Here is a 12,822-nt window from a genome sequence, read left to right on the forward strand (position 1 = left end):
TTTGCGCAATAAACTGCGCCGCTACAGAAGCATGCATGCATTCGTAGCGGCGCGATTTGTGTTATCAGAAATTAACTTTCACGCCCACCATCGCGCTGGTATCGCTGTAACCCTTATCCCCCATCTGCTGACCCATATTGCCCCAAAGATTAACGGTTTTATTCAGCTTCGCATCGACGCCCAGCTTCACTTCACCGAGGTTACGCGCTCCGGCTTGCTGCACGCTGATGCCATTCATGCTGCTGCCAAAGGTTTCGGTGTTGTGCACCCAGTTGGCTTCGATAAACGGCTCGAAGGTGCGGTTTTTACCATCATCAATGGCATTGTGGCCTTTGATGTAAGCGCGAACACCCAGACGCGTTTGCAGGTTGTTGTCGCCTTCACCCACCACGCGCGTGCCGTTTTGCTCTTGATGATCCTTCGCTTTCACGCCCATCCAGGTCGCCTGCGCCTTCGGCTGCAGATAGACGCTGGAACGCTCGCTCATCTCCGCGACTTTGAAGCTGTAACCGGCTTCCACTGACGCGGTGATGCCTCTCGATTTGTAGCTCTCTTCCGCGATGCCATCACCTTTCACGCTGTTATCAAACCAGTTGTAGAGCATCCAGCTGTCTACATAAGCTCCGGTTTTGTCAGCGTTGTCCTGCAACCAGGTCGCGTAAACGCCCGTGCTGTAACCGTGCACCTGACCTTTTGCGGTGTAACCCGTCACGTTGGAGTGTGTGTTACTTTGCGCATTAGCGTAGCCGCCCATGACACCCAGATGGAAGCGGTCCGCACCATTACTGCTCCACTGGGCGATATCGCCGCCTAACTGCATCACATAACGGTTACCGGTGGATTTCAGCTGGCCGGAACTATCGCTGAAGCGCGTGTGTCCACCTGCGTTACGCAACCACAAGCTGGTGGCGTGTTTCTTACCGTCTGCGCCAATGTAGTGGGTCTCACCCAGACGATCATCCAGCGAGGTGGTAAATAAGGTATTCGCCGCAGCAAGGTTAGCCGCATAACTGCCCGCTTCCGGACGCGTAATCGGGAAGCCTTTAACCGGCTTGCCCACATCGCCCGCATTACCTGAGCCACTGCCTGGCGTGCCGGTATCATCGCCTGGCGTGCCGGAGCCGTTGTCAGGATCGCCAGGATTAACCGGATTGCTGCCTGGATTGCCCGGTGCCACGTTGTTGCTGTTGCTCTCCAGTACCCATTTATTGGCATCCTGCACCAGATGATAATCGTAAGCACCGGCCACAATACGGCCCTGCTGGGTGAACGTACCGTTTACGTTGCCATCGACGCGAATCAGCTCGATACCATCGATGGTTTGCGCGCCGGTGCCGCCGGCGTTCTGCACCACCACGTTGCTGTTACCGTTGTAATCACCGGTGATGTGCAGATGATCGGTCTCTGAGTGGTCATCCATCAGATGGGTTTTGAAGTCGATGGTACCGTTGGTGCTGTTCAGGCTGCTCAAGGTCACCTGGCTAAAGCCGGTGCCGGGCGCGGTCATATTCAGCGTGGCGTTATTCAGCGTCAGATTATCCACCGCAGAGCTCGACGTAACATTCCACTGGCTGCCATTCGCCAGGTTCAGATTTTCCAGTGAGCTGGTCGCACCACTCCAGACGGAGTTGTTATCGAGGTTGATGATGTTAGTCGCGGTGTTGGCGCGATCGATGATGACATCACCGTTAAATACTGAGCCGTTATCACCGGTCAATGTCACATTGCTCACCGTGCCGCTATTGCCAATGCCTGCGGATAACAGCGTCGCGCCGGTTAATGCGGTGCCGGAAGTGGTGACTTTGGTATCGGCAGTGCCGGAAACCACCATTGCACTACCTTCACTCGCAGTAACCGCGCTGTTGCTCAGCGACACGGTGTTGTTGCTGACCGCATCAGACTGGAACAGCATACCCGCACTGTTCGCGCCGGTGAGCGTGATCTGTGAATTGGTTAAATCGACGCGGTTGTCACCATCACGCATCCCCATCCAGATACCCGAAGACAAAGCTGCGCCATCCTGACCCGCGATATTCACGCTGACACGGTCGCCCCTCAGCGTTCCACCCTTAAGAACAGCCAACCCATCAGCATTACTAACGTGGTTGAATTCAACATTATCCAATTCAACCAGGGCGCCTTCGCTAACGCGAACGCCGAGTAAATTTCCACGTGTACTGTTGACCTGGACATTCTTCAAGCTGGCTAATCCACCAGTATAACGGGCTGCCACTGCGGCTCCTAAGCTCGTCAAATCGTTGGTCACCATCGTATCAGGCGCCTCAAGGCCATTATTATTAATAACGGTATTAAACGCTGTTACTGTGCCTGATGTTGCTGCAAGACCCAGAGCTGAGGTATTTATCGTCGCGTTACGAATGTTTACTTCACTGCCCGCATTTAGTGCCTGAACGGAAGTGGTGGGTCCGGAGGTAGTAATTGTGCCGTTATCATAATTCACTACCGCTCCGCTGCCGCTAGCACGTAATCCATAAGAGTTAATTCGGTCGGTAAAAATGGTTGTGTTGGTTAAATTGACCGTGCCACCGTTCTGCGCCATTACCGCTTCTGAAGAAGACCCAGTCGTGCTTATTTTGCTGTTAGTAATATCTATTTGACTTCCAGCTCCTGTCGCATAGGCACCTAATGCCAGATGTCCGGAAGTTGCGAGTGTGCTGCCATCGATGGTGATTTTTCCGCCTCTTGATGCGTAGGCAGAATGACCGCGTTCACCTGAAGTGCTGGCAATGGTGTCGCTAAGATTAATATTGCCATTAGAACCTTGCGAAACCAGACCATAGGCCGATGATGTAATTGAACTATTGCTGAGCGTGGCTGAGCCATCAACAACATGTACACCGTAGCTCGATGAGCCGCTGGTGTTGATATGGACGCCATCCGCATTAATGTTGCTGTTGTTTTGCGACATCATGCCCTGCGCAGAGGACCCCGAGGTCTTAATTTCAGTGTTCTTCAGCGTGATGGTTGCGCCCGTATTTGCCATCGCACCCACACCGGCGGTGCCGCTGGTGGTCAGCGAACCGTTGGTAAAGGTGATCGAACCCTTATTCGATGCGCTCAAGCCGCGCCCGCTTTCACTGTTGTTTGCGGTCGAGACGATATCCTGTCCGTCGTAGTTTAAGATTGCACCGTTGGCGATAATCGCCGCGGCGAATACGTTGCTGACAGGTAATGTGACAGCGACAGCCATCGCCAGGCCAGAGAGCACCGCTGTTTTCCGCGCTGCACTGCCCATCGCATTACCCGAAGATTGGGATTTAACTTTGCCTTTGGCCAGCTCAGAGGCCACCACATAACGCTGCGTTGCAGCATGCCAAATCACGCGGAATATTTTATTCATGGGACTTTACTCTCTCTAAGTTCAGAAACTTTCACGATTTCCGAAATGATAGAGAGCGGGTCTGTAAGGCAATATCGGAGGGAGCGCGGAGTTTTGTAGTCCTTTACTTATTCAATGCAATACAGCGCTGGTATCCGGCAAAAATGTTAAAAATTAGCGTGATAACCAGTTGAAGACTTAAACCCTGAATAAAAAAATTAACTAATTTCCTCAATCTGCCGATGGTTATTAATCTGCCCTCTTCCCTACGCGGCTTTTGCCGGGACGCTTTAAGATTAAGGATAATAAAATGAACATCTCTCAACGTCTGTTTGCCACCTTTTCCATACTGTTTGGCGCCATCATCCTGCAAGCGATACTCGCCATTTCCTTACTCTCTGGTTTTCAGGATCGCTTTGAATATGTACAGGCCAATGCGATTCCCTCGATCAAAGATCTGGGGAAACTGATTGATGGCAGTAACCAGTTGGCGTTAACGCTCTACAAACACAAAAGCCAGACCGACGACAGCAAAATGCCGGCTATTGAGGACGAGATCCAGAAACAGCTGGCGGATTTGAAGGCGCAGACCGATTACTACATGGCGCACGATATCTCCAGCGATGAAGATAAGCGCTTAACCGAAGTCGCTTATGCCAATATTCAGCACGTCACCGCCGCACTGGCGCCATTTATCACCGCCTCGCGTGCGCATCAAAATGATATCAGCCTCAATCTGATTGATGGACAAACCGGTATCGGAGCCGCCATTCGCCAGCTGATTAGCGATTATCAAAAACAGCTGCAGCTGAATATCGCCATTGGCGATGAACTGCGCGCCACCAACCGCAGCACGTTCCACTCGGTGTTATGGACGACCATCACCGGCGTTATCGCCACCGTGCTGATTTTTGGCGTGCTGTCGCTGTTCACCGTATTGCGTATCCGTCGCAGCTTGTCTGCTGCGGGCAAAGTGATGATGACTGCCAGCGAAAACCTCGATTTGACGCTGAAAGCAGATGAGAGCCGTCGTGATGAAGTGGGCAACATGGCGCACTCGTTTAACGTCCTGATGGATCGCGTATCAGGCGCGCTCTCCTCGGTGCGTCAGGCGTCACAATCAGTGAGCAGCGCATCGGTACAGATTTCCGCGGGCAATGAAGATCTCTCATCACGCACCGAGCAACAGGCGGCATCGCTGGAGCAAACCGCGGCCAGCATGACCGAGCTGAGTGAAACCGTGCGTCAAACCGCTGATAACACGCGCCAGGCCAGTCAGCTTGCCGCTAACGCCAGCGGATTGTCGGAGAAGAGCAGCACATCACTGACCACCATGCTTTCAACCATGGATAACATTCGTGGTAGCTCGCGCAAAGTTACGGAAATCGTCTCGATCATTGAAGGCATCGCCTTCCAAACCAACATTCTGGCGCTGAACGCCGCCGTTGAAGCCGCACGTGCCGGTGAACACGGCAAAGGCTTCGCCGTAGTCGCCGGTGAAGTGCGCAACTTGTCGCAACGTTCAACCACCGCCGCGCGCGAAATCAAAACGCTGATCGAAGAGTCACATCGTCTGACCGAAGCCGGTGCTGCGCAGGCCAGCGACGTAGGCCGTAATATGAGCGTGATGAACGATGCCATTCATCAGGTAAGCCAACTGGTGGAAGAGATTGCCGCTGCCGCTGTCGAGCAGAGTCAGGGCATCGTGCAGGTGCAGCAAGCGGTGAATCAGATGGACGACGTTACGCAGCAGAACGCCGCGCTGGTGCAAGAAGCCTCTGCCGCTTCGCAATCGCTGCAGGAACAGGCCGGGAATTTGAATCAGCTGGTGGGTAAATTCCATGTCGCGGCGGCTGGCGAAGTTCAGCAAAAGCAGGCTGTGGTGCGTACGGCTTCATTCGTTAAACCCTCGCGCGTTGCGGTGGTGAATGATGCGGATTGGCAGAGTTTTTAAGCTGATTTAGCCGGTGCGCATAAATGTGCACCCTACGAAAACGCTGGGTCGCCAATCATGGCGACCACGCTGCCTTTGCCAGGCAAACGCTGCCATAGTCTCCCTAAACTCTCCAATAGTTAACCCGCTATTAGTGGTTCCACTCCTCTCTTTTGAACAAAAAATAGCGTTCATCATGTTGTAATCTGGCCGCCTGTAATTCAGGGAGGATGATTATGGATACGGTTGAGCAGCTTAATGGGACGTACTTTTACAAAGGAGTCAGCAATGTTTCAGCTGGTGAATTATTTTTTTGGATACTTTTGGACAATATTGATGAGCATGTAGGTGGCATCAATAACATTGTTGCGGTGAGCAGCATCATTCTTGGTCTTCCTGTTCTGGGTACAAGAGGTAAGCCCGGCAATGCTACACCTGGTACTTCGATCGCCTCTAAATATTCGCGTCAAATTCTGAATGTGAAATTGCCCAGACCTTTGCCAACGTTCACTAACACCAGCATTAAGTTACTCAAGCCGATGTGGACAAACAATCTTGGGGCTTTTGTTGGTCGAACTGTGCCGGTTGTAGGATGGGTCTTGCTAGCAAATGATCTTTCTCAAATAGTCTATAAGACTGTTTCAACCTACAACATGATCGTGAGAGAAGAAGATCGAGTATGGTAGACGAACATCAAATATTAGATTTTTTTCGTGGCGAGTTATCTCTCATGACCACATGGAGTTTAAAACCCATTCCAATCGAATTTGATACTCCATTACAAGGCTACGCCGGATGGGATGAGTTGCCCTATGCCATTCAGGATTTTGGTAAAAAATATCATGTCGATACAACAGTTATAAATTTTGATGCTTATTATCCGTGGAAAACAGAAACAGTTTTCCGAAAATACTTTTCTAAGGATCCAATTCAACAAGACGTTAAACCACTAACTGTACGTATGTTTGTGGAGTCGGCTAAAGCTGGACGCTGGTTGTATGACTAACTAAGGAGATTCACATGGCTATACCCGTTCATATGTTTATTAAAGATGATGGCGGCGCAGTAATCAGAGGCGGTTCAGACGTGATGCACCGTGAGGGCAGCATTGAATTACGGGGTGTACAGCATCTTCTCTCTATTCCCACCGACAACAATACCGGCAAGCTAACAGGCACACGGCAACATGCTCCATTTATGTTTGAGAAAGAAATTGATTCTGCGTCACCTTATTTATACAAGGCTGTGGCAACAGGTCAGACGTTAAAAGAAGCTGAAATCAAATGGTACCGCATCAGTGATGCTGGTCAGGAAGAAGAGTACTTCAACATATTAATGGAAGACGTAAAGGTCATCTCGATATCGCCGATCATGCATGACACGCGTAATTGTCCAGGAACCGGACATATGGAAAGCGTTGCGCTGCGTTATGCGAAGATCACGTGGAAATATGTTGATGGAAATATTCAATTCACCGACGCATGGAACGAAAGGCCAACGGCATAATTAATGCGGAAATCCTGCGTGAGGATTTCCGCTGAGAATTAATCACAATATCTTCACACCTTAAGCATTTTCACCGTGGCATCAATATCAATTTCATCCGCCGTGAAAATCAAAGTCGTTCCCTGAAAGGTGGTTACCGCCAGTTTTTTCAGTGAGCGCGTTTCATCCGGCTTAACGTCTGTTTTCGGCTTGATGCTATTCATCAGAATACCTACCGACAGCACGGTATTCTCTTTATCGATGCGCGTTTCAACCGGCACGTCTTCGCTGTAAACCACATAAGATTTGATCGAAGTGAGCTTCAGGCGCTCGCCGGCAATATAGATGTATTTGCTCTCAGGCGAGACCTTCACCGCATACGCGGACAAACCTTTATTATTGGTGGTGGGTTCAAAGGTCACCGCCGCGTCTTTCTTAATCAGCTCAGGGTTAGCGACCTTAATCACATGGAAATAGCGGTTATCGCCATTTTCATCTTTGATAAATCCAAAACCTTTATCCTGAAACCAGGTTGTGATCGTTCCGTTCATCGCCATTGCCGCCTACCTAATCGTTATCTACTCAGTTTTTTCAGCGCGCAGTGTAAAGCACATTGCCTGCGCAGACCACGTCTTTGCTTTAAGTCTGGACGATAAATTTCGCCTGAGCGAATAGACACATGCCCGGATTCGCCAGTTGCCGCAAAATTCGCTATTATCCGCATCCCTTCGCCAGCCGGGCAGCCTGATGTCTACGATTATCGATACCTTTATTGCCCCGCAATGTCTTGAAGAGATTGAGATTCTCTACCAGGACGATCATCTGCTTCTGATCAATAAACCAGCTGGTCTGCTCAGCCTGTCGGGGAAGAATCCGCGCAATCTCGATTCTGTGCATCATCGGTTAGTGAAGCTTTTCCCCGGCTGCACGCTGGTGCATCGTCTGGATTTCGGCACATCAGGGTTAATGGTGATTGCCCGCAATAAGGCGATCAATGCCGCAATTTGCCAGCAGTTTAGCCAGCGCAGCGTGACCAAGATTTATCGTGCACTGTTGTGCGGGCATCTGCATGACGACGAAGGTGTGATTGACGCGCCGATTGCCAAAGATCCGACGCTATTTCCATTGATGTCAATTTGCCCAATCAATGGTAAGCCAGCTCGCTCACGCTATCAGGTGATTGAGCGCACTCATCACCTATTGGAAGATAAGACGTTCATGCCATTAACGCGGGTGGAACTTACGCCAGAGACTGGACGCACCCATCAGCTGCGTATCCATTGCCAGCTGTTGGGCCATCCGATTTTGGGTTGCGACCTGTATGGCGGTCTTATGCTGGCGGGGACCGAACACACCCCGCGTCTGATGTTACACGCCAGCGAGTTGAAGTTTGTTCATCCGGTCAGCGGCGAGTGCATGAACGCCAAGTGTGCCTGCCCGTTCTGACAGCGCAACCGGCGTTGTGCTTACCACATTAAATCATCAGGCACTTTGAAATCAGCGTACGGATCGTCTTCATCCTGCGCTTCCTGACTCAATGCACTATTCAACACGATGCTGTTCGCATCACGCTGCGCAATTTTATCGGCGACGCTGGCAGGAATAATCGCGTATTGGCTCTCGCCTTTGCTATCGACGGCCAGGCGCGCAATCGCTAAGCGACCATTAATCAGTTGCGTCTGCGTTTGCTTATCAACGTCGATTTTTTTAATCAGATTATTGTCGGTGAAATTAAAACCAATATTGCCTTTAGAGATATCGATTTTGTTCATTTCGATCAGCTGCTTAACCTGCGCTTTGTACTCTTTCGATAACGCCGCTTGCTTTTGCTGTTCGCTCAATTGCTTATCACGCTCAAGCTGAGCCTTTTTGTTCTCTTCTACCGCTTCTCTGGCCTCACGAGCCTGAACGCGTGATTTCTTAGCGGTTCTCTGGACCTTGTCCATTTTTTTGCTGCTGACTAAGCCTGCTTTCAGCAGCTGCTCTTGTAAGGTGAGTTTTGCCATTGTCGTGTCTTAACCGGTTAAAAATTTGTGGAAGAGTATACCTTTAATTGTAGAGCCTCTGCCAGGTTGAACAGGCTGGCTGCAGTGAGCGCCGTTCATTCTCCCCTCCTCATCATGAAATTCCTTCATGTTCGATGAAATTAAATCACTTTTTTTCAACCAGTGACTCAGGCATAAAAGTACCATTGTTAATAACTTAAAATAATATCAAGCCTGCTGAATGAAAGTACCCTGCAAAAGCATTGGGAAATCCTGAAATCCAGCGACAGCAAGGCTTTTTATTGGTAACCGGGATAGCAGACTAAAATGAACAACGCCTTTACTTTTACTGTTAAGAGCCTTCGTTTCGACGAAAATTACAATCCTTCTGGCAATACACGCATCACCACCAACTTTGCTAATTTGGCGCGTGGTGAGAAGCGTCAGGAGAACCTGCGCAACGCCTTAGTGATGATTGATAACCGTTTCAATTCACTGGCGTATTGGGACAACCCTAAAAGCGATCGTTACGCGGTTGAGCTAGAGATTATTTCTGCTGAGCTGAATCTGGGTGCCGAGGGCAACAACAGCACCTTCCCGGTGATCGAAATATTGAAGACCAATATCGTTGATAAAAAAACCAACGAACGCATTGAAGGGATTGTTGGAAATAACTTCTCTTCTTACGTGCGTGATTATGATTTCAGCGTTTTATTGTCTGAGCACAACAAGAACCATACTGAATTCCGCACGCCAGATAATTTTGGCGATCTGCATGGCAACATCTTCAAGCATTTCGTTAACTCAGAAGCTTACAAAGCGAATTTCAATAAAGCGCCGGTTATTTGCCTGAGCGTATCCAGTAAAAATACCTATTACCGCACCGGTAATGAACATCCGGTGTTGGGTATTGAATATCAGCAGGATGAACTTTCTCTGACTGACGAATATTTCGGCAAAATGGGCCTGCGGGCACGCTATTTCATGCCGGCAAACAGTGCTGCGCCTCTGGCCTTCTATTTCAATGGCGATTTACTCAGTGATTACACCAATCTTGAGCTGATTAGCACCATCAGCACCATGGAGACGTTCCAGAAGATTTACCGCCCTGAGATTTACAATGCGAATTCTGCAGCTGGTAGACACTATCAGCCAAGCCTGAGCCATCAGGATTATTCTTTAACGCGAATTGTTTATGATCGAGAAGAACGTAGCCATCTGGCTATTGAACAAGGAAAGTTCACGGAAGAGCGCTTCATCAAGCCATATCAAACGCTTCTTGAGCAATGGTTTACTCCCGTTCTTTGATTACCGATAAAAAAATATAAGGTCACCTGCTATGAAAAAATTATTACCGACTTCCACTGCTGGTAGTTTACCGAAACCATCGTGGCTGGCTCAGCCGGAAACGTTGTGGTCACCGTGGAAATTGCAAGATCAGGAATTAACTGACGGCAAACAAGATGCGCTGCGTTTGTGCCTGGACGATCAACAGCAGGCAGGAATTGATATCGTCAGTGACGGCGAGCAAACCCGCCAGCACTTCGTCACCACCTTTATTGAACATCTCAACGGCGTAGATTTTGAGAAGCGCGAGATCGTTAAAATCCGCGATCGTTATGATGCCAGTGTGCCGACCGTTGTGGGTCCGGTGAGTCGTCAAAAATCAGTGTTTGTTGAAGATGCAAAGTTTTTACGTCAGCAAACGGATCGTCCTATTAAATGGGCGCTGCCGGGTCCAATGACCATGATCGACACGCTTTATGACAACCACTATAAAAGCCGCGAAAAACTGGCATGGGAATTCGCTAAAATTCTCAATGAAGAAGCGAAAGAGTTAGAAGCGGTGGGCGTCGATATTATTCAGTTTGATGAGCCGGCATTTAACGTCTTCTTCGACGAAGTGAATGATTGGGGTATCGCAACCTTAGAAAGAGCCATTGAAGGGCTGAAATGCGAAACCGCAGTGCATATTTGCTACGGCTATGGCATCAAAGCGAATACCGACTGGAAAAAGACGCTGGGCACAGAATGGCGTCAATATGAAGAGATATTCCCTAAACTGCAAAAGTCGAATATCGATATCATCTCACTGGAGTGTCAAAACTCGCATGTGCCGATGGAGTTGATGGAACTGATTCGCGGCAAAAAAGTGATGGTTGGTGCCATTGACGTGGCAAGCAATACCATTGAAACGCCAGAAGAAGTTGCAGCAACGCTGCGTAAAGCCCTGCAGTTTGTTGATGCTGATAAACTCTACCCTTGCACCAACTGCGGCATGATTCCTCTGCCACGCGGTGTGGCAAGAGGCAAGCTAGATGCATTGAGTGCAGGTGCAGAAATTGTTCGCAAAGAACTGTTGAATAAATAACACCAGATAAAAGCTCAGTCCGGGATTATTACCCACCCGCAACCGGACTGAGCCGTTGAATTAAAGTTTATTAATCTGCCCACCCGATTTTCTAAAATCAATCACCATCGTTTGCCCATCCTGAAAGGCGTCATAATCGGGTCCCTGCGCCAGAACCTGACGCGGTTTAATTACTCTCATTTCATCCGTTGCTTTCACCGCTTTCAATCTCAAACCTACATGTTTAATCAGCGCCAGCCATATCCACGGTTCAGACTCACCCAACATTTTCATGCGGATATGATCGATGATGGGGAAGTTACGAATATTGGTTTGTACTTCTGGAGCATCATTCAACTGCCCAATAAAGGCGAGTGAATCAATCGATTGGGCAGCGGGAGCAGAAAGCGTGATTTTGATCTGATTCATCACCTCCATTTGATAACGTTGATCGTTAACTACAGTGTTAAAAGTGACCAGCATCACCACCAGATGATAAAACAGCAATATCGCACTCAATCCCGCCAGCCAGCTTCTTATTGCAGGTAATGAATAAACGGCTACATAGAAACAGAACAGGAAAGTAATGCTGCATGCGCCCAGCATACGCGGTGCAAATAACGGCGTGGCTAAGGCCAATGAAAGCCCGGGGATGGCGATGATGACGATCAATCCCGCACTGAACAGCATTAAGACCGCACTTAGCGTCAACTTCTGCTGCTGTTTTAAGTTTCGAACCATCAAAACAAGGCCTGAAAACATTATCAGCATAGGCAGCCCTATAAATACCATCATGCCGCGCGGATAGGCGCTGAGAAAAAGGTCACTGAACGCCTTAATAGTGTTGATAAGGACTTGCAGAGAATCGGAATTCAGTGATAACAGCTTGCTGTGTTTCATGCTGTACCAGTCGATCTTCACCGGCAATAAATAATTCATCGCGAGTTTATAAGTCAGGATGGCAATGCCCAGCGCCACTATTTTCCCGCACAGCCACTTCCAGCTGGATTGATCATTTACCAGTCGAGAGACGACCAGCAAGGCTACACAGGCAATATAGACATTGAGCCCTGGCTGATAGAGTGTCTGAATCAGCAATAATATCAGCGCCGTGTAAACGATCTCCTGAAAAGGCTTTGCGCGATTAACCATGCTTGCCAGCATGGCGCCTGCAAATGACAGAAGTATGGTGAGACTGTCATAGGTATAGAGCATTCCCTGCGTCAGAAAGGGATTAAGAATGACAAATAGCGGCGGGAGAAATGACCAGAAACCCGCCAGCGGAATTCTCAATCTTTCCGTGAAAAATACCGCAGCAATACTTAGCGCCAGCAATCCGAGCAGTAAATTAAGCGGAGAAATATCGCTGACCGTATCACCAAAAGAGATCAGGGATTGTAATAACCAGGTGCCCGGCCTCCCGTTACTTAGCCATGTTGATCTATCCCCATCTAATATCCGGTAAAGATCATCCCGATAATAAATTTTGTTAGTCCATAGAGGGATGGTGGCCAGCAATGCCACCATCATCGTCAAAGCGATACGTTGCATCCGGCTTACCGACGGAGAATCATTAACGGGCATCATTTTATGAGTGAATTTCCATCGAACGGGGTCGGGCGGTCTTTTATTTCCGCGTAGTTACAAACTAGTGTAGGCGGTTTTTTAGAACGGATGCTCAGGAATGATAAACATCATTGGCAGCTGCGGGATGTGCAGATAACATGTC

At 49.1% G+C, this 12,822-nt stretch carries 11 protein-coding genes; 7 read left to right on the plus strand and 4 right to left on the minus strand.

Annotated features, from left to right (window positions below; all coding sequences use genetic code 11):
* Positions 1-64: 64 nt before the first annotated feature.
* The gene (locus tag Q3H59_RS24305) at positions 65-3,361 is read right to left on the minus strand and encodes an autotransporter outer membrane beta-barrel domain-containing protein (protein WP_309837780.1); all 3,297 of its coding nucleotides are present in this window, start codon (positions 3,359-3,361) and stop codon (positions 65-67) included.
* 289 nt (positions 3,362-3,650) lie between these two features.
* Here Q3H59_RS24305 and Q3H59_RS24310 point away from each other — a divergent pair, with 289 nt between their 5' ends.
* From Q3H59_RS24310 to Q3H59_RS24325, 4 genes are all read left to right on the plus strand, one after another.
* Positions 3,651-5,294 (plus strand): methyl-accepting chemotaxis protein, encoded by a 1,644-nt coding sequence (locus Q3H59_RS24310; protein ID WP_110867172.1) that lies wholly within the window; start codon positions 3,651-3,653, stop codon positions 5,292-5,294.
* A 215-nt stretch (positions 5,295-5,509) separates the two neighbouring features.
* Positions 5,510-5,959 (plus strand): STM2901 family protein, encoded by a 450-nt coding sequence (locus tag Q3H59_RS24315; RefSeq protein ID WP_192412786.1) that lies wholly within the window; start codon positions 5,510-5,512, stop codon positions 5,957-5,959.
* Entirely contained in the window at positions 5,953-6,279 is a 327-nt protein-coding gene (locus Q3H59_RS24320; protein ID WP_101761319.1) for a DUF1493 family protein, read from the plus strand. Before Q3H59_RS24315 ends, Q3H59_RS24320 begins: the two co-directional genes overlap by 7 nt.
* Positions 6,280-6,293: 14 nt before the next feature.
* Positions 6,294-6,779, plus strand: a complete 486-nt coding sequence (locus Q3H59_RS24325; protein WP_101761318.1) for a type VI secretion system tube protein TssD — start codon at positions 6,294-6,296, stop codon at positions 6,777-6,779.
* A 53-nt stretch (positions 6,780-6,832) separates the two neighbouring features.
* Here Q3H59_RS24325 and Q3H59_RS24330 read toward each other — a convergent pair whose 3' ends face one another.
* The gene (locus Q3H59_RS24330; RefSeq protein ID WP_101761317.1) at positions 6,833-7,315 is read right to left on the minus strand and encodes a cold-shock protein; all 483 of its coding nucleotides are present in this window, start codon (positions 7,313-7,315) and stop codon (positions 6,833-6,835) included.
* A 190-nt stretch (positions 7,316-7,505) separates the two neighbouring features.
* Between Q3H59_RS24330 and Q3H59_RS24335 the strand changes: the two genes are divergently transcribed.
* Positions 7,506-8,204, plus strand: a complete 699-nt coding sequence (locus tag Q3H59_RS24335; protein WP_101761316.1) for an RluA family pseudouridine synthase — start codon at positions 7,506-7,508, stop codon at positions 8,202-8,204.
* Between the two features lie 20 nt (positions 8,205-8,224).
* On the opposite strand, the gene Q3H59_RS24340 is transcribed toward Q3H59_RS24335, so the two are convergent.
* Entirely contained in the window at positions 8,225-8,764 is a 540-nt protein-coding gene (locus Q3H59_RS24340; protein ID WP_101761315.1) for a DUF2058 domain-containing protein, read from the minus strand.
* A gap of 306 nt (positions 8,765-9,070) precedes the next feature.
* Between Q3H59_RS24340 and Q3H59_RS24345 the strand changes: the two genes are divergently transcribed.
* Entirely contained in the window at positions 9,071-10,051 is a 981-nt protein-coding gene (locus Q3H59_RS24345; RefSeq protein ID WP_309837785.1) for a DUF1852 domain-containing protein, read from the plus strand.
* Positions 10,052-10,082: 31 nt separating this feature from the next.
* Positions 10,083-11,114, plus strand: coding sequence for a methionine synthase (locus tag Q3H59_RS24350; protein ID WP_101761313.1), 1,032 nt, complete (start codon positions 10,083-10,085; stop codon positions 11,112-11,114).
* A gap of 60 nt (positions 11,115-11,174) precedes the next feature.
* Here the strand turns inward: Q3H59_RS24350 and Q3H59_RS24355 are convergent, their stop codons facing one another.
* Positions 11,175-12,644 carry a glucosyltransferase domain-containing protein gene (locus Q3H59_RS24355; protein ID WP_280173032.1) on the minus strand — a complete coding sequence of 490 codons (1,470 nt, stop codon included), beginning with the start codon at positions 12,642-12,644 and terminating at the stop codon, positions 11,175-11,177.
* Positions 12,645-12,822 lie beyond the last annotated feature (178 nt).

Origin of the sequence: Pantoea sp. SORGH_AS_0659 (genome assembly GCF_031453915.1) — a bacterium.
In the GTDB taxonomy this organism is placed as follows: domain Bacteria; phylum Pseudomonadota; class Gammaproteobacteria; order Enterobacterales; family Enterobacteriaceae; genus Pantoea; species Pantoea leporis.